Annotated in this window: 13 protein-coding genes and 1 pseudogene; 6 read left to right on the top strand and 8 right to left on the bottom strand. The window is 71.5% G+C overall.

Annotated features, from left to right (window positions below; all coding sequences use genetic code 11):
• The first annotated feature begins 90 nt into the window (after positions 1–90).
• Positions 91–1,194: a branched-chain amino acid aminotransferase gene (locus IF129_RS22710; RefSeq protein WP_191211661.1), complete on the top strand. Its 1,104-nt coding sequence runs from the start codon at positions 91–93 to the stop codon at positions 1,192–1,194.
• Positions 1,195–1,359: 165 nt separating this feature from the next.
• Here the strand turns inward: IF129_RS22710 and IF129_RS22705 are convergent, their stop codons facing one another.
• From IF129_RS22705 to IF129_RS22695, 3 genes are read right to left on the bottom strand one after another with little or no spacing between them, the layout of a single operon-like run.
• Positions 1,360–1,833 (bottom strand): hypothetical protein, encoded by a 474-nt coding sequence (locus tag IF129_RS22705; RefSeq protein WP_191211660.1) that lies wholly within the window; start codon positions 1,831–1,833, stop codon positions 1,360–1,362.
• A gap of 58 nt (positions 1,834–1,891) precedes the next feature.
• Entirely contained in the window at positions 1,892–3,736 is a 1,845-nt protein-coding gene (locus IF129_RS22700; RefSeq protein WP_191211659.1) for an alpha/beta hydrolase, read from the bottom strand.
• A gap of 10 nt (positions 3,737–3,746) precedes the next feature.
• Positions 3,747–4,232, bottom strand: coding sequence for a hypothetical protein (locus tag IF129_RS22695; RefSeq protein WP_191211658.1), 486 nt, complete (start codon positions 4,230–4,232; stop codon positions 3,747–3,749).
• A gap of 470 nt (positions 4,233–4,702) precedes the next feature.
• On the opposite strand from IF129_RS22695, the gene cimA reads away from it, so the two are divergent.
• Complete coding sequence (gene cimA / locus IF129_RS22690; RefSeq protein WP_191211657.1) at positions 4,703–6,331, top strand: citramalate synthase; 1,629 nt, start codon at positions 4,703–4,705, stop codon at positions 6,329–6,331.
• 18 nt (positions 6,332–6,349) lie between these two features.
• Here cimA and IF129_RS22685 read toward each other — a convergent pair whose 3' ends face one another.
• From IF129_RS22685 to ureA, 4 genes are all read right to left on the bottom strand, one after another.
• A complete protein-coding gene (locus IF129_RS22685; protein ID WP_318153894.1) occupies positions 6,350–7,003 on the bottom strand; it encodes a TetR/AcrR family transcriptional regulator in 654 nt (217 codons plus the stop codon).
• 44 nt (positions 7,004–7,047) lie between these two features.
• Positions 7,048–8,091, bottom strand: coding sequence for an agmatine deiminase family protein (locus IF129_RS22680; RefSeq protein ID WP_191211656.1), 1,044 nt, complete (start codon positions 8,089–8,091; stop codon positions 7,048–7,050).
• A 71-nt stretch (positions 8,092–8,162) separates the two neighbouring features.
• A complete protein-coding gene (locus IF129_RS22675; RefSeq protein ID WP_191211655.1) occupies positions 8,163–9,851 on the bottom strand; it encodes an urease subunit alpha in 1,689 nt (562 codons plus the stop codon).
• Positions 9,848–10,612: an urease subunit gamma gene (gene ureA, locus IF129_RS22670; protein ID WP_191211654.1), complete on the bottom strand. Its 765-nt coding sequence runs from the start codon at positions 10,610–10,612 to the stop codon at positions 9,848–9,850. The genes IF129_RS22675 and ureA overlap by 4 nt, the downstream gene beginning before the upstream one ends.
• A gap of 479 nt (positions 10,613–11,091) precedes the next feature.
• On the opposite strand from ureA, the gene IF129_RS22665 reads away from it, so the two are divergent.
• Both IF129_RS22665 and IF129_RS22660 read left to right on the top strand, forming a co-directional pair.
• Complete coding sequence (locus IF129_RS22665) at positions 11,092–12,687, top strand: acyl-CoA carboxylase subunit beta (protein WP_191211653.1); 1,596 nt, start codon at positions 11,092–11,094, stop codon at positions 12,685–12,687.
• A 50-nt stretch (positions 12,688–12,737) separates the two neighbouring features.
• Positions 12,738–12,953: an acyl-CoA carboxylase epsilon subunit gene (locus tag IF129_RS22660; RefSeq protein WP_191211652.1), complete on the top strand. Its 216-nt coding sequence runs from the start codon at positions 12,738–12,740 to the stop codon at positions 12,951–12,953.
• A gap of 106 nt (positions 12,954–13,059) precedes the next feature.
• On the opposite strand, the gene IF129_RS22655 is transcribed toward IF129_RS22660, so the two are convergent.
• The gene (locus tag IF129_RS22655) at positions 13,060–13,230 is read right to left on the bottom strand and encodes a hypothetical protein (protein WP_191211651.1); all 171 of its coding nucleotides are present in this window, start codon (positions 13,228–13,230) and stop codon (positions 13,060–13,062) included.
• 552 nt (positions 13,231–13,782) lie between these two features.
• On the opposite strand from IF129_RS22655, the gene IF129_RS22650 reads away from it, so the two are divergent.
• Complete coding sequence (locus IF129_RS22650) at positions 13,783–17,250, top strand: sensor histidine kinase (RefSeq protein ID WP_191211650.1); 3,468 nt, start codon at positions 13,783–13,785, stop codon at positions 17,248–17,250.
• Positions 17,251–17,259: 9 nt separating this feature from the next.
• Positions 17,260–17,334: pseudogene (locus IF129_RS22645) on the top strand (roadblock/LC7 domain-containing protein); the annotation flags it as partial.

The following is a 17,334-nucleotide window of genomic DNA, read 5'->3' as shown; positions in this document are numbered from 1 at the left end:
AATCGGACGTGGGGCCGCCGTGTGAGGAGAAGCTAGGACGTCCACGTACCGCGCGCGGTCCGCCACACCACCACAGTGAAGGACGCGCTCATGACGACGCCCCGCATCGAATTCGGCCTCAAGCCCTCCACCCAGCCGCTGCCCGAGAAGGAGCGCGAAGCGGTGCTGGCGGCCCCCGGCTTCGGTCGGCGCTTCACCGACCACATGGTCACGATCCGCTGGACGGAGGGGCGGGGCTGGCACGACGCCCAGCTGGAGCCCTACGCGCCGTTCCAGATCGACCCGGCCAACATGACGCTGCACTACGCGCAGACGATCTTCGAGGGGCTGAAGGCGTACCGTCAGGCCGACGGCTCGGTCGCCACGTTCCGCCCCGAGGCCAACGCGCTGCGCTTCCAGCGCTCGGCCCGCCGCCTCGCGATGCCCGAACTGCCCATCGAGACGTTCATCGAGGCGTGCGACCTCCTCGTCCAGCAGGACGTCGCCTGGGTCCCCGGGGCCGGTGAGGAATCCCTCTACCTGCGTCCCTTCATGTTCGCCACCGAGGTCGGCCTCGGCGTCCGGCCCGCCGACGAGTACCTGTTCGTCGTGATCGCCTCCCCCGCCGGACCGTACTTCCCGCGCGGCGTCAAGCCCGTCTCGGTGTGGCTCTCCGAGGAGTACGTGCGCGCCGCCCCCGGCGGCATGGGCGAGGCCAAGACCGGCGGCAACTACGCCGCCTCCCTCGTCGCCCAAGCCGAGGCCGCCGGCCACGGCTGCGACCAGGTCGTCTGGCTGGACGCCACCGAGCGCCGCTACATCGAGGAGATGGGCGGCATGAACCTCTACTTCGTGATGGGCAGCGGCGCCGACGCCAAGGTCGTGACCCCCGAACTCACCGGCACGCTCCTGCCCGGCATCACCCGCGACTCCCTCCTCTCCATCGCCGCCGACATGGGCTACGGCACGGAGGAGCGCCGCATCTCCACCGACGAGTGGCGTGAGGGCAACGCGGACGGCACGATCACCGAGGTCTTCGCCTGCGGCACCGCCGCCGTCATCACCCCGGTCGGCTCGGTGAAGTCCGCCCGCGGCAACTGGACGGTCGGTGACGGGGAGCCCGGTGAGCTGACGATGAAGCTCCGCGAGAGCCTCCTCGCCGTCCAGACCGGCCAGGCCCCCGACCCCCACGGCTGGATGCACCGCCTCGCCTGACCCGCCGCTGCGCTGCGGGGCTCGCACCCTCCGTGCCGAGCCCCGCACAGCCCCTCCCGGGCCGAAAATCCGCCATCCGTCAACGCGGAAACGCGGCAGTACAGGTCGTTTTCGTCCGTATTACTCGGTGGCGAGTTTCTTCGCCCGATGTCCGTGTGATGAATTTCAGTAGTGCTCTACGTGCTCCCCCTCCGGGACTGCATAACACCCTGAGACAACTGTTACCAAGAGACCGGGTGTCTTTCCCTCTGGGCGCCTTTCCCAGAACTCGATGTTCGTGCCGAATCGCTTAGCTGGATGGTCGGCGATGAGGGTCAGAGTCTTGGAGGTGCTGTTGTTCGGGCCATAGCTGACTACTTCCCATCCCTGCTTCGGGAGTTTGTCGAGCAGGCGTCGCATGGCTTTGCCCAGTTGGTCCGTGTCCTGACTCGATACACTCCAGGAGTGATTCATTCTGAAGTACCGCTCGCGGCTCCTACTCTGGTCGCACTGAGTGACGCCGGGTCCCGGCTCGGATACTCTTCCAGATACGTCAATAATGTCGAGGAGTTGACTCGACACCTCCTTGGTCTGTGCATCTACACGCGCGACGCTGCTCGTCTCGACAGTCTCCTCGTGCTGTGCTTTGCCGTCAGGCATCATTGTGCAACCTGCGAGTGTCAGCAGTGCCAATGTGCATGGCCAGGTGGTCGCCTTTCTAGTCATCGACAGTGGTGACTTGGTCATAGTCGCCCGTCACGATTTTTGCCTGATTTCTCAGGCTGACGGATTCCTCCCTCCAGTAATCGCTGTGTCCTGTCACGTAGCCGGGGGCACCTGGGTCGCCGGTGGAAATGCGGTGGGCGCCAAATTCTTTGTCGCTCGGCACGATCCTTTCTCGGTCGAGCGTTGGTTGATCTGCGGCCCCGTGGAAAAAGCGGCCGCCATCCGGTACGTAGTCTTCGTCTGCTTCTGCGCTCCACACGTGGCCATCAGGAACGTGCATGTCCGAGGCATGAGTTGCCCACGGCCCGAGTCCCGGGCTACCGGCCACGATGACATCGTCTGTCCGCAGGTCGCCCCGTGCGTCTGAGTACCCGATGAGCGTGCTCCCGTAGGAATGCCCGATGGTGGTGTAATGGCTTCCACCTTCTCTCGGTTGAGAGGCTTCGAGCCCTTCCATGAAGGAGCTGAGGGATTCTGCGCCCTTGTCTGCATAGCTTGCCGAGGCGGCCAGCGGAATCTCCTGGGGTGCGTCATAGCCAATCCATGTGATCGTGGCTACGTCTCCGGCGCCAGGGTTTGCGGATGAGGCCCGCCACAGAAGACCCATGCGTTCGATGTCGTTCTCCGCCTTGGCCAGATTCGAACCGGTGCCGGGTACGAAGACGGCGGTGTGGTCGGCTGTGTCGGGGTTGCCGTTGGCGATGATCGCGCGGCCGTTGCCTTCAGCGTCGAAGCCCAGCACGTACGCCTCCGGCAGGCCGTTCCTTCCGGTGTTGTCGATGCGGCGGTCGATGGCCTCCATGCCGGTGAGGGCTTTGGTGAGGCGGTCATGCTCCGCGCCGTACTTCTCCTCCCAGTCGAGGACGCGCGCCTGACGGTCGCGCCAGGTGACGTCCTCGGAGAGCCCAGGCTGGTTGTACGGGTCGAAGGCGGGCTTGGCAGGCAGGGCCGCGAGTTGGGTCTCGTAGTGGCCGCGTGTCTGGGCCAGCACGGCGCGGTTCGCCTCGTCGCGGACGTCGGAGGGGATGCCGTCCAGTGCGCCGATGGAGGAGGGGTAGAGAGCCGTGTAGTCGGCGCGTTGCTCATCGGTGAGGTCGTTCCACCATGCCGCGTTCTCTCGCGGGGGCCTGCCATCGGGAATGTCGCCCTGGGCGAGGTAGCGGTCGGCGCCCTGCTGGACGGCCTCCTGGTCGCTGTGGACGTCGGCCCAGTCGGCGTGGCTGACGGTCAGGTCGTTCTGGGCTTTGAGTGCCCTCAGCTTCGGTGCCCAGGTCTCGTCGGCCTCCTCGGCCTCCCGCAGCGCCTCGGCGATGCGGTCCGCGCAGTCCTTGGCCCGGGCGTGGTGCGGGTTGGGGTCGAGGTGGGCGGCCTGGTCGGCCAGTCCGTTCGCCGCCGGGTCGCCGTAGGAGACGGCCGTACCGCCCTCCGGGGTCCTTCCGTCGACCCTTTCACCCGCGGACGGGAAGGTGACGGAACCGTCGGACGTCACGGTGAACCCGGAGGCGGTGGCGTCGTCGAGCGCCGCGTCGAGCTTCTGCTTCGCCGCGTGCAGGTCGGCGGCGAAGCCGTTGAGGACGGCGCGCACGAGGCCGCACTCGACCTGCGTGTAGTGGTAGTTGTCCGCCAGTCGTTGCAGGCGCTTGCGGGCGGCGTCCGCCGCCTGCCCGACGAGGCCCGCGACGGCGTCGTCCCGGCCGTGGACGGGCATGGACCTGGCGATGATCTCGTTCGCCAGGCGGTCCTTGGCGGCGCCGGCGGCGCTGCTCACCGCGTGGTAGCCGTCGGCCGCCTGCTCGAAGTCGTCCGGGTTGACGGCGCGGAGCGTGCTCAGGGTCACCACCGCGCCGTCACCAGCTCGGGAAGGCGTGGACGCCGAACGGGGGCAGGCCCAGCACCGAGGTGGGCTCCTCGGGTTTCGTCAGCTGCTGCCGGAAGGCGGCGGCGACGGCTTCCTCGTTCGCGTAGTGGTCGCTTCCGGCCTTGGTCAGCTTGTCGGAGAGCTCGGCGGACTCGCGCGCGAGGAGGTCCAGGTACCGTGCCCAGGTGTCGTGGACGTCGGTCTGGGCGGCTCCCGTCAGGAGGCCCGTCACCGCCGTGTCACCGGGGCCGAGGCCGCGCCGACCGTCGTCGAGCTTCGTGACGGCGGGCTTCAGTGTGTCTCTCAGGGAGTCCACCCCCGAGGACGCGGTGTTCCACAGTCTCGTGTCGGAGTTGAGGTCGCTCCTGCCGCCCTCGTCCCACGGCGATGCCGCCGGGGTCGCCGTCGCCGCGTCCGTGTTCCCGCCCGCGTTCTCGTCGATCAGGGCTCGGATGCCCGAAACCCGCGCGTCCACCACGTGTCGTCCCCTCCTGCCGCGGCCGCGCGGCGGCCGCGGTCATCACCCTCGGCGGGTGCGTCACTTTTCGAAGCATTGTGCACACGCTGAGCGTTCGCTGCCTGAGTACGCGTACTCAGGCAGGGGTGGGCCGGGGTGGTGGGGACGGGGGTTTCCGGATGGTGAGACATGTGCGGGTGACGGGTCGGGGTGTGGTTGACTTCCCCCGTGCTCTCGTTCGCCATGATTATTGGTGACAGCGCGCCGGTCCGCAGTGACCACTGAACCCGCTTGACCGATGGCGGCAGTGGACACCGTGTCCCAGACCCGCGCGCCGACCTCTCGCACCCGCGAGGGGTTTTTTCGTTATCCGGCCCCTTCCGGTCCACCCGCTCCGGAGGTCGGAGGTGCGCGGGATGATGGGGACAAGTGGAGCTGTGTGAGCAGAACTACCGGTCCCGCACATTTCACGTAGGAGTCGAGACAGCATGACCACGGCAGCCCCCGACGATTCGTTCCACGTCTTCGACACGACGCTGCGCGACGGCGCTCAGCGTGAGGGCATCAACCTCAGCGTCGCCGACAAGCTGACCATCGCGCGCCACCTGGACGACTTCGGCGTGGGTTTCATCGAGGGCGGCTGGCCGGGAGCGAACCCGCGCGACACCGAGTTCTTCGAGCGGGCCCGTACCGAGCTGGACCTGCGGCACGCGCAGCTCGTCGCGTTCGGTGCGACGCGCCGGGCGGGGGTGCGGGCGGCCGACGACCCGCAGGTGCGGGCGCTGGCCGACTCGGGCGCGCCGGTGGTGACCGTCGTGGCCAAGTCGCACGACCGCCACGTGGAGCTGGCCCTGCGCACGACGCTGGAGGAGAACCTGGAGATGGTCGCGGACACCGTGGCCTACCTGCGGGAACGCGGCTGCCGGGTGTTCGTGGACTGCGAGCACTTCTTCGACGGCTACCAGGCGAACGCGGAGTACGCGAAGCGCGTCGCGCGGCGGGCGCACGAGGCCGGGGCGGCCGTCGTCGTGCTGTGCGACACCAACGGCGGGATGCTGCCCGCGCAGGTGCAGGCCGTGGTGCGGACGGTCGCCGCCGACACGGGGGCCCGTCTGGGCATCCACGCGCAGGACGACACCGGGTGCGCCGTCGCCAACACCCTCGCGGCGGTCGACGGCGGCGCCACGCACGTGCAGTGCACCGCCAACGGCTACGGGGAACGGGTCGGCAACGCGAACCTGTTCCCGGTGGTGGCGGCCCTGCAGCTGAAGTACGGGCGCACGGTCGTGCCGCCGGCCGCGCTGCCGGAGATGACCCGCATCTCGCACGCCATCGCCGAGGTGGTCAACCTGACGCCCTCGACCCACGAGCCCTACGTCGGCGTCTCGGCGTTCGCGCACAAGGCCGGGCTCCACGCGTCCGCGATCAAGGTCGACCCGGACCTGTACCAGCACATCGATCCGGACGCCGTCGGCAACTCGATGCGCATGCTGGTCTCCGACATGGCCGGACGCGCCTCGGTCGAGCTCAAGGGCAAGGAGCTGGGGTACGACCTGGCCGGCGACCGCGAGCTGGTCGGTCGCGTGGTGGAGCGCGTCAAGGAGCAGGAGCTGCGCGGCTACACCTACGAGGCGGCCGACGCGAGCTTCGAGCTGCTGCTGCGCGACGAGGTCCACCGCGCGGCGAGCGGCGAGGGGGGTGAGGGGGGCGCGCCCCGGTTCTTCCGGGTGGAGTCGTGGCGGGCCATCGTCGAGGACCGGCCGGACGGCACGCACGCGAACGAGGCCACCGTCCGGCTGTGGGCGAAGGGCGAGCGGGCGGTGGCGACGGGCGAGGGCAACGGCCCGGTCAACGCCCTGGACCGGGCGCTGCGGGTGGCGCTGGAGCGCATCTATCCGGAGCTGGCACGGCTGGAGCTGGTGGACTACAAGGTGCGCATCCTGGCCGGCACCCACGGCACCGAGTCCACGACCCGGGTCCTGATCTCGACGTCGGACGGCGCGGGGGAGTGGTCCACCGTCGGCGTTGCGGACAACGTCATCGCGGCGTCCTGGCAGGCCCTGGACGACGCGTACACCTACGGGCTGCTGCGGGCCGGCGTGTCGCCGACCGAGTAGCGCCCTCCCGCCCGGCGGTCACGTGACGGGGGACGGTGGGGTGGCCGCGAGCGACTGGTCGACGTGGTCGCGGACGTGGCCGAGCACCGTCTCCCGGTCCGTCCCCGGCAGGCCCACCACGAGGTGGACGGCCAGCCCGTCGAGCAGGGCGCGGGTCCGGGTGGCGAAGCGGTCGGCGTCCACGGGACGGAACTCGCCCCGGTCGATGCCTTCCACCAGGAGCGCCACGAGGTCGCGGTGCCACGCCAGCTCCAGTTCGAGCTGCCGGGTGCGGACCTCGTCGTCGGCGTTCTGGGACCGGTTCCACACCTCCAGCCACAGTGCCCACGCGGGATCGCGCGGCCCGTCGGGGAGGTAGAGGTCGACCAGCCGGTCCAGGCGTTCACGCGCGGGGACCTGACGGGCGAGGGCGGCGCGGCGCTCGGCGCCGAGCCGCTCCTCGCTCCATTGCAGGGTCTGGAGCAGCAGCTCGTCCTTGGTCTTGAAGTAGTACAGGAGGTGGCCGCTGCTCATACCGACCCGGCAGCCGAGCCCGGCCATGGTGAGGCGTTCCAGACCGCGCTCGGCGATGATCTCCATGGCCGTCGCCAGGAGCCGTTCGCGCGGCTGGGCCGGGCGCCGGGTACGGCTCGCCCGCGCCGCTGCTGTTCCGGCTGCCGCCCGACCTGCCACGCTGAACTCCCCTGGGACCGTGCGCCGCCCGGGGCGGCGGCCGTCTACGCCGGTGACGTGACGCGCGGCTGCTGCTGGGTGATGCAGTGGATGCCGCCGCCCGCCGCGAAGATCGTACGTGCGTCGACGAGCGTCACCGTACGGTCGGGGAAGAGACGGCGGAAGATCCGCGCGTTGTGCTCGTCCATCGGGTCGTCGAACCCGCAGAGCACGACGCCGCCGTTGCACAGGTAGTGGTTGACGTAGGAGTAGTCGACCGGCTCGCCGTCCACCTCGGTGACGGTGGGCGCGGGCAGCTCGACGACCTCCAGCGGGCGACCCCGGGCGTCCGTGGCGGCGCGCAGCAGCTTCACCGTCTCCTGGCACAGCGCGTGGTCGGGGTGAAAACGGTCGCGCTGGACGTGGGCGACGACGATGCCGGGCGCGACGAACGCGGCCACCAGGTCGACGTGGCCGCGGGTGCCGAACGGTCCGTAGTCGGCGGTCAGGCCGCGCGGCAGCCAGATGGCCCGGGTGGTGCCCAGCCGCTGGTGGATCTCGCGCTCGACGCGCTCGGGGGTCCAGCCGGGGTTGCGGCCCGGATCGAGCTGCACGGTCTCGGTCAGCAGCACCGTGCCCTCGCCGTCGACGTGCAGCCCGCCGCCCTCGTTGACCAGCGGGGACGCGGAGCGCCGCGCCCCCGCCCGGTCCGCGACGAAGGCGGCGGCCCGGGCGTCGTGCTCCCAGCGCGCCCAGGGCTGCGCGCCCCAGCCGTTGAAGACCCAGTCGACGGCGGTGAGCCGTCGGCCGTCGGTGACGAACGTCGGGCCGATGTCGCGCATCCAGGCGTCGTCCAGTCGCTGCTCGACGACGGTGACGGCCGGCCCGAGTCGGCGCCGTGCCGCGGCGGCCTGGTCCGGGGAGGCGACGACGGTGACGGGCTCGAAGCGGCTGACGGCGCGGGCGACGTCGGCCCAGGCCGTTCGGGCGGCGTCGAGCGACTCCTCGGAGTCGAAGGTCGGGTTCGGTCCCGGCCAGGCCATCCAGGTGCGGTCGTGCGGTGCCCACTCGGGCGGCATGCGGAAGCCGTGCGCGGCGGGAGTCGGCATGGGCGCTGTCCTTCGCTGTGGTGCTGTGGTCCTGTCGTCCCGTGGTGCGGGAGTCAGGCGGGCGGGAGGCGTCAGAGGAAGTAGAGGCGGTTGAGCGGCACGCTCCGGGCGGGCTCCGAGTGCAGCGGATCGCCGTCCAGGGTGACCAGGCCCGTGCGGTCGTCGACGTCCACGTGTCCGATGCGGGCGTTGTGGACGAGGTCGGCCGGGCCGATGCCCCGGGTGCCGCGCACCGCGACGCGACGGCGACGGGTCGGCAGGGTGTCGTGGCCCTCCTCCAGAGCGGCCCGGGCCACGAAGGCCACGGAGATCTCCGCCGGGGCGGCGCCGTGGGCACCGAACTGCGGCCCCAGCACGAGGGGCTCACAGGTGTCGGTGGCGGCGTTCGGATCGCCGGTGACGCCGTAGGCGGGGAACCCGGACTTGAGCACGAGCTGGGGCTTCGCGCCGAAGTAGGCGGGGTGCCACAGCACGATGTCGGCCATCTTCCCCACCTCGATGGAGCCGATCTCGTGGGAGAGGCCGTGGGCGATCGCGGGGTTGAGGGTGAGTTTGGCGATGTAGCGCAGGACGCGGGCGTTGTCGTCGGCCTCGCCGTCGCCCTCCATCGGCCCCGTCTCGTGCTTGAGCTTGGCGGCCAGCTGGAAGGTGCGGCGGATCGTCTCGCCGGCCCGGCCCATGCCGAGCGCGTCGGAGGAGGTGATGCCGATGGCACCGAGGTCGTGCAGGACGTCCTCCGCGCCCATGGTGCCCGCGCGGATGCGGTCGCGCGCCATCGCGGCGTCCCCGGGGAGGTCCGTCTTCAGGTCGTGGACGGAGACGATCATGCCGTAGTGCTCGGCCACGGCGTCCCGGCCGAAGGGCAGTGTGGGGTTGGTGGACGAGCCGATGACGTTCCGCACGCCCGCCATCTTCAGGACGTTGGGGACGTGTCCGCCGCCGCAGCCCTCGATGTGGAAGGCGTGGACGGTGCGCCCGTCGAGCACGGCCAGGGTGTCCTCGACGGCCAGGCACTCGTTGAGTCCGTCGCTGTGCAGCGCGACCTGCACGTCGTGCTCCTCGGCGACCCGCAGCGCGGTGTCCAGGGCCCGCCGGTGGGCGCCCATGTCCTCGTGCACCTTGAACCCGCAGGCACCGCCCTGCGCGAGGGCCTCCACGAGGGGCGCCGGGTGGGACGAGGAGCCGCGGCCGAGGAATCCGATGTTGACCGGCCAGGCGTCGAAGGCGCTGAAGGCGTGCCCGAGCGCCCACGGGGAGTTGACGCCCACGCCCCAGACGGGGCCGAACTCCTGGCCGATGATCGTGGTGACGCCGGAGGCCAGGGACGCCTCCATCACGCGCGGCGCGAGCAGGTGCACATGGGTGTCCACGGCGCCTGCGGTGGCGATCATCCCCTCGCCGGAGACGATGGTCGTGCCGGTGCCGACGACGACGTCCACGCCCTCCAGGGTGTCGGGGTTGCCCGCGCGGCCGATGGCGTGGATGCGGCCCTCGCGGATGCCGACCGACACCTTGCGGACGCCCTGCACGGCGTCGACGACCAGCACGTTGCTGATGACGACGTCGCAGGTCTCGCGGACGGCGGCGGCCTTGAGGTGGAGCCCGTCCCGCGCCGTCTTGCCGAACCCGGCGAGGAACTCCTCGCCGGGTTTCTGCGCGTCGGACTCGACGCGCACGACGAGGCCGGAGTCGCCGAGGCGGACCCGGTCGCCGGCCCGGGGGCCGTGCACGGAGGCGTACTCGCGTGGGTCGACGGTCATCCCGCGCTCCCCTCGGAGGGTGTGTCATGGACATCGCCGGGTCGCGGAGGCTCCTCGGACGCCGACGCGGAAGGGGGCGCGGACACCGGCGCGGCGCCGAGGTAGCCGCAGGCGGCCGCGCGGCGCAGCGCCTCCGCCCTGGCGCCGGGCGCGTCCAGCGGTCCGTCCACCAGGCCGGCGAAGCCGATGGCGATCCGGTCGCCGCCGATGGCCACCAGCGGCGCGTCGACGCTCTCGCCGGGGCCGAAACGCAGTGAGGAGCCGGCCGGCACGGCGAGCCGCATCCCGTAGGCGGCGGCCCGGTCGAACTCCAGCCGGGGGTTGGCCTCGAAGAAGTGGAAGTGCGAGGTGACGCTGACGGGTACGGACGCGGTGTTGCGCACCGCCAGCGTCAGCTGCGGCCGGGGCTCCGCGTGCGCGGGCCCCGGCAGGACCGCTCCCGGTCCGTCCGCGATCGCTGCGCCGACCGGCTCGGGCACCACGGCGAGCCGTGAACCGTCCTCGAACACCGCCTCGACGTGGACCTCGGTGAGCACCTCCGGCACGCCGGGCAGCACGTCCTCGGGACCGAGCACGGCCTGTGCGGCGGCGATGGCCTCGGCCAGGCGTCGGCCGTCGCGCGCGGCCTCGCACACGGCGTCGGCGACGAGGGCCGTCGCTTCGGGGACGTTGAGCCGCAGGCCCCTGGCCCGTCGGGCCCGGGCCAGTTCGGCCGCGCCGAACAGCAGCAGCCGGTCACGTTCCGTCGGGGTCAGTCGCACCCGGCACCTCCTGACGCGTGGGCATGACGCGGTCCTCTCGTCGCCGTCGGACGCGGATGGGCTCCACCATATAGAGCGCTACTCCAATGTGATCGACCATGCTCAACAAGCTGCGAGGCGGTAGACCTGCGGAAGCGCCTTGGTCGCGCCGCCTCGTTTAGAGTAACGCTCTAACAGTGTTCCCGCACGCACCGCTCAGGGGTCGGGGGGGTCCGCGCACGGGGGCGAGCGGCGCCGCGCCGTCGACCGGCCCGCTCCGCACGGCCCGTACCGACGGAACGGCCGGGCGAACCGCAGGTCAACGCCGCGTGGCGGGGTGCTGTAGAACCTCTACAGCACCCCGCCACGCGTTCCTGTGGCATCGCGATCGGTGGGTGCTCGTCGCAGGGTGGTTCTGTCCAGCGCAGCCATGAATATCGGGCGGAGACTGTGCGAATCCAACGACGGGGTTCGCGCGTCTCGTTTCGTAGGGTCTATACATGACCGATCTCTCCCCGGCCCCGGAGGCCGCCCCCGTGGCCGCGACGGACGCACGCGGCCGTACGGCCGAACTGCACGCCATCCGCGAGCAGGCCCGGCGGGGCCCGAGCGAGCGGGCCACCGAGGCACAGCACGCCAAGGGCAAGCTGACCGCCCGGGAGCGGATCGCCCTGCTGCTGGACGAAGGCACGTTCCGCGAGGTCGAGCCGTTGCGCCGGCACCGGGCGACGGGTTTCGGCCTGGAGGCCAAGCGGCCCCACACCGACGGCGTGGTCACCGGCTGGGGGACCGTCCACGGCCGGACGGTCTTCGTCTACGCCCACGACTTCCGCATCTTCGGCGGGGCCCTCGGCGAGGCGCACGCCACCAAGATCCACAAGATCATGGACATGGCCATCGCGGCGGGCGCGCCACTGGTGTCCCTCAACGACGGGGCGGGGGCCCGCATCCAGGAGGGGGTCTCGGCGCTGGCCGGGTACGGCGGCATCTTCCAGCGCAACACGCGGGCCTCGGGCGTCATCCCGCAGATCTCCGTTATGCTCGGCCCCTGCGCCGGCGGTGCCGCCTACTCCCCGGCGCTGACGGACTTCGTGTTCATGGTCCGCGACACCTCGCAGATGTTCATCACCGGACCGGACGTCGTGAAGGCCGTCACCGGTGAGGACATCACCCAGAACGGCCTCGGCGGCGCGGACGTGCACGCGGGGACCTCCGGCGTATCCCACTTCGCCTACGACGACGAGGAGACGTGCCTGGAGGAGGTCCGCTACCTGCTCTCGCTGCTGCCGCAGAACAACCGGGAGAACCCGCCCACCGTCGTCACGGAGGACCCGGCGGACCGGCGCGGCGACTCGCTGCTCGACCTCGTCCCCGCGGACGGCAACCGGCCCTACGACATGCGCAAGGTGATCGAGGAGCTCGTCGACGACGGCGAGTTCCTGGAGGTCCACGAGCGCTGGGCGGAGAACATCATCTGCGCCCTCACCCGCATGGACGGCCAGGTCGTCGGCATCGTGGCCAACCAGCCGCAGTCGCTGGCGGGTGTGCTGGACATCCACTCCTCGGAGAAGGCCGCCCGCTTTGTCCAGATGTGCGATGCTTTCAACATTCCGATCGTGACCCTGCTCGACGTGCCGGGCTTCCTGCCCGGTGTGGACCAGGAGCACGGCGGCATCATCCGGCACGGGGCGAAGCTGCTGTACGCGTACTGCAACGCCACGGTGCCGCGGGTCTCGGTCGTGCTGCGCAAGGCGTACGGCGGCGCGTACATCGTCATGGACAGCCAGTCCATCGGTGCCGACCTGACCTATGCCTGGCCGACCAACGAGATCGCGGTGATGGGCGCGGAGGGAGCGGCCGGGGTGATCTTCCGTCGCCAGATCGCCGAGGCCGACGACCCCGAGGCCATGCGCGCCCACATGGTCAAGGAGTACAAGACCGAGCTGATGCACCCCTACTACGCCGCCGAGCGCGGCCTGGTGGACGACGTCATCGACCCGGCCGAGACCCGCGAGGTACTGATCCGCTCGCTGGCCATGCTCCGCACCAAGCACGCCGACCTGCCGTCGCGCAAGCACGGCAACCCCCCGCAGTGACCCCGCCGCACCGACCCCGCCCCAGTGAGACGGACGAAGGGAACCCCTCCGTGAGCACGACCGAAGCCCACAGCCTGGTCCGCGTCGAGAAGGGCCGCGCCAGCGATGAGGAGCTGGCCGCCGTCACCGCCCTCCTGCTGGCCCGCGCGGCCGGTCACGGCGCCTCGCACCCCGGTGACGCGCACCGGGCGTCCCGCACGCCGGCCCGCTGGCGTCGGCTGGAGCGCACGCCGGGCTTCCGCGCCCCGCACAGCTGGCAGCTCTGACGCCCCCGGCCGGGGGTCGACACCCCGGTCGTGGCACGTCCCGCCGCACACCGCGAGGGGCCCGCACCGATCATCGGATCGGTGCGGGCCCCTCGCGGTGGTGCCCTCAGTGCTGCGGTACGTCGATCAACGTGGTGCGGCGCGGGTTGGCCGTCTCGACGGGGAGCTCGGTGCCGTGGTCGTGGCCCTCTGGCAGCAGCTCGTCCGCGTCCGTGAGGTGGGCCAACGTGGTGCGCTGGGGGTTGGCGACGCTACGCGTGCTCAGTGTCGTCTTCACGGTGACTGGGCCTCTTGTCTGTGACGGACGTGTGTGACATGTGTATGGACGGAAGCAAATCACGAGAGTAAAACGATCTGCCCATCACATGGTCGTTACAGTCACTTCAAACCTTGTGAGTTTGCTCACCCGGTACTGGACATAAGCGACAAAGCTCCGCGTGTGCCGTGGAGCGAAAACGGCGCGAATGCCGCTTACCTGGACGTTCCACTCCGGTGTATTACGAGCAGGGCAGTGGGTGCGTCTGGCCGTCTGGTGGGCAAATGTCCGAACTCTGGGCTTCCGCTTCTCGCCACACGTGATCTTTCGCGCGCGTAGCGTCACGTCGGTCACAGGCTGGATCGTGGCCCTTGTTGGGAGATCGGGCACTGTGCTGGAATCTCACGGACCGCCGCAGGACTTCAGCCGGCGCGCAAGGGGCGCACAGCAGCGCCGCGCGGCGGGTTGACGGCCCGCGCCGGTCACTCACGACCGTCGGTCGGGCCCCGGCCCGCCGACTCAATACCGTCTCCCCGTCTCGGGGGGACGCCTGGTCCAGAGGTTGCGACGCTAGTGCAGGGACGTTTCAAGAGGGATGGCAGCGCTGCCGGGAAGCCGGAGTTGCGCGGAACAGGCGACCGCGGCTCCGCCCCTCAGCGCGCGCAGGACGGCGGACCCGACGTCGGCGCCCCGGACGGCAAGGACGGCCGCGGGCCGATGACGTCGTCGTCGGGGTCCTCGGTGTCGTCGGTGTCGCCGGCCGAACCGGTCGGCACGGACGGCGAGGGCGCGGCGGCCGACGGCACCCGTGAGCCGAGCAGCACCGGCTCGCGGCTCGCCCTGCGCAACTGGCGCATCAGCACCCGCCTGGTCTCGCTGCTGGCGCTGCCCGTCGCCGCGGCCACGGTGCTCGGTGGCATCCGCATCGCGGACGCCACCAGCGAGGTCGAGCAGTTGGAGAACATGCGGCTGCTGACCGAGATGACCGAGCAGGCCACCCAGCTCGCCATCGCCCTGCAGGAGGAGCGCGACCGCTCCGCCGGCCCGCTCACCGCGCACGGCAACGCCAAGGACGACACCGTCGTCGGGCCGCGCGAGACGACCGACCGGGCCCGCAAGGCGTTCAACGAGGCCAGCAACGCCCTGACCGTCGAGGGCGACCACCAGCTCACCGGTGTCCAGGCGACGATCATCGACATCGGCCGTCAGCTGAACACGATCAAGAACATCCGGGAACGCGCCTACGACGACCCCAAGGCCGTCGCCGACACCGTCAGCGAGTACAACTCCCTGATCGAGTCGCTGCTCGCCCTCTCGCAGGACATGGCCCAGGCCACCAGCAACCCGGAGATGATCCAGAGCACCCGCGCGCTGGCGGCCTTCTCCACGGCCAAGGAGTACGCCTCCATCCAGCGGGCCGTCATCAGCGCCGGCCTCGCCCACCCCAAGGGGCCGCAGCTCTCGGACAACGACCGCCGTTACGGTCGCACGGCCAACGAGAACGAGACCGCGTACCTCAACCGTTTCAGCGTCATCTACGGCACCGAGAAGTCCGCCGAGCTGACCGAGCCCCTCAGCGGCGGCGACGTCAACATCACCTCGGCCAACGAGTACGCCGACCGCGTCTTCAAGCGGCCCCACGGCATCAAGGCCGAGGCCCGCTCCTACATGGACTGGTACGACCAGGACCGCACCAAGATCGACGCGATGAAGCGCATCGAGCAGACCCTGCTCGACGAGATGGACGACCAGGCCCGCGAGCTGCGTTCCGAGGCGCAGCAGGACGCCCTCATCAACGGTGCCGTCATCCTGCTCGTGCTCGGCATCTCGCTCGCCGGCGCGTTCGTCGTCGCCCGCTCCATGGTGCGCTCGCTGCGCCGCCTCCAGGACACCGCGCAGGAGGTGGCCCGCCAGCGGCTGCCCGAGCTCGTCAAGCAGCTCTCCGAGGCCGACCCGCAGGACGTCGACACGACCGTCGAGTCCGTCGGCGTGCACAGCCGGGACGAGATCGGCCAGGTCGCCGCGGCGTTCGACGACGTCCACCGCGAGGCCGTCCGACTCGCCGGTGACCAGGCCATGCTGCGGGGCAACGTCAACGCGATGTTCACCAACCTCTCGCGCCGCAGCCAGGGCCTGATCCAGCGCCAGCTCTCGCTCATCTCCGAACTGGAGTCCCGCGAGGCCGACCCGGACCAGCTCTCCTCGCTGTTCAAGCTCGACCACCTCGCCACCCGCATGCGCCGTAACGGTGAGAACCTCCTCGTCCTCGCCGGTGAGGAGCCCGGCCGCCGGTGGACGCGACCGGTGCCGCTGGTCGACGTCCTGCGCGCCGCCGCCTCCGAGGTGGAGCAGTACGAGCGCATCGAGCTGAGCTCCGTGCCGAGCACCCAGGTGGCCGGACGCGTCGTCAACGACCTCGTCCACCTGCTCGCCGAGCTGCTGGAGAACGCGACGTCGTTCTCCTCGCCGCAGACCAAGGTCAAGGTCACCGGCCACGCCCTGCCGGACGGCCGGGTGCTGGTGGAGATCCACGACACCGGCATCGGGCTGTCCCCGGAGGACCTGGCGGCGATCAACGACCGGCTGGCCAACCCGCCGACGGTGGACGTCTCCGTCTCCCGCCGCATGGGCCTGTTCGTGGTCGGCCGCCTGTCGCTGCGGCACGGCATCCGCATCCAGCTCCGCCCCTCCGACTCCGGCGGCACGACCGCGCTCGTCATGCTGCCCGTCGAGGTCAGCCACGGCGCCAAGCCCAAGACGCCCGCACCCGGCGGTCCGGGCGGCCCCGGCGGTCCCGGGGCCGGTGGCGGCATGGCCGCCGCGACCCTCCAGCGCGAGCCCTCCGGCGGCTCCGGTCCCTCCGGTCCCTCCGTCCCGGGCAGCAAGCTCGGCGCCCTCCACACCCGGGGCCAGGTCTCCGGCGGCCCCCGTCCCGCGCTCCCGGCCAACGCGAACGCGGCCGGACCCGGCGCCGGCCAGGGCGGCAGGGGTGGCCCCGGGCAACCCGGCCACAGCGGCCACCCCGGTCAGGGCGGCCCGGGCACGGGCGGCTTCCCGGCCGGCGGCCCCGGCGGCCGTCCCGGACCGGGCCCCTCCGGCGGTCGGCCCGCTCCCGGTGTTCCGGGCCCGCGTCCGGCCGGCGGACCGGCCTCCGGCCAGCGCCCCGGCGGCCCCCCCGGTCCGGCCGGCCGCGGCCCCGCCGGGCGGGGCGCCGACCACCGTCCCGCCGCCCCGCACGGCGCCCCCGGCACCCCCGCCGGCCCCCCGGCGCCCCGTCCCGTCGCGGAACTGCCGCCGCGAGACGGCCGTCCCGCCCCCTCGGCGCCCACGGACCGGCCGGGCGGCCAGCGTCCGAGCTGGGCCCGGGAGGACGCCGATCGCATACCCGGCGTGCCTGACGGCCAGGACGTGCCGCGCGGCCACGACGATCCCGAGGCCACCGGCGGCCACCCCCTGCCCCCCGCCCCCGCCGACCGGTCCGGCGTCGCCCCGCCCGAGCGGCGTGACGACACCACCGAGTTGGACCTGCCCGTCGCCCCGACGGCGTCCGCCGACATCCGGACGCCGATCTTCGAGGAGATGGAGACCAACTGGTTCTCCTCCCGGGCCCCGGGTCGTGAGGAGCGGTCGGAGCCGCAGCCCGCACCCGCCGTCGGCGGCGGACCGCGTCCCGCGCGGACGGCCCCCGGGCCGCAGGGTCACGTCAACGGGCACACCGCCGCCGGGGCGCCCCCCGAGGCCGCCTGGCAGTCCTCGCCCAACGACGAACGGTGGCGGCGCGCGGAGCAGCTGCGCGAGCCCTCCGCCGGTGGCATCACCACCTCCGGCCTGCCCCGCCGGGTGCCTCGGGCCAACCTGGTCGAGGGCACCGCGCAGCAGCAGGGCGACGCCCGGTCCGGGCCGCAGGTCTCCCGCTCGCCCGACGACGTGCGCGGCCGGCTGACCAACCTCCGTCGTGGCATCCAGCAGGGCCGTCAGGCCGGTGGAGCCTCGGACAGCACCAACCGGGGCTCCGGCCCCACGTACCGGCAGGAGCGTTAGTTGAGTCCGATGAGCCAGGCGGCGCGCAATCTGAACTGGTTGATCACGAATTTCGTGGACAACACCCCGGGGGTCTCCCACACG

It is taken from the genome of Streptomyces chumphonensis (assembly GCF_014779715.1).
In the GTDB taxonomy this organism is placed as follows: Bacteria; Actinomycetota; Actinomycetes; order Streptomycetales; family Streptomycetaceae; genus Streptomyces; species Streptomyces chumphonensis.
The sequence above is the reverse complement of the archived record's forward strand: the minus strand, read 5'-3'. Positions and strand labels throughout refer to the sequence as shown.

What these genes read in the sequence shown, in the direction of transcription:
- cimA (WP_191211657.1), top strand. Translation starts at nt 4,703, where the DNA reads ATGACCACGGCAGCCCCCGACGATTCGTTCCACGTCTTCGACACGACG.
- IF129_RS22680 (WP_191211656.1), bottom strand. Translation starts at nt 8,091, where the DNA reads ATGCCGACTCCCGCCGCGCACGGCTTCCGCATGCCGCCCGAGTGGGCA.
- IF129_RS22675 (WP_191211655.1), bottom strand. Translation starts at nt 9,851, where the DNA reads ATGACCGTCGACCCACGCGAGTACGCCTCCGTGCACGGCCCCCGGGCC.
- IF129_RS22665 (WP_191211653.1), top strand. Translation starts at nt 11,092, where the DNA reads ATGACCGATCTCTCCCCGGCCCCGGAGGCCGCCCCCGTGGCCGCGACG.
- IF129_RS22705 (WP_191211660.1), bottom strand. Translation starts at nt 1,833, where the DNA reads ATGCCTGACGGCAAAGCACAGCACGAGGAGACTGTCGAGACGAGCAGC.
- IF129_RS22710 (WP_191211661.1), top strand. Translation starts at nt 91, where the DNA reads ATGACGACGCCCCGCATCGAATTCGGCCTCAAGCCCTCCACCCAGCCG.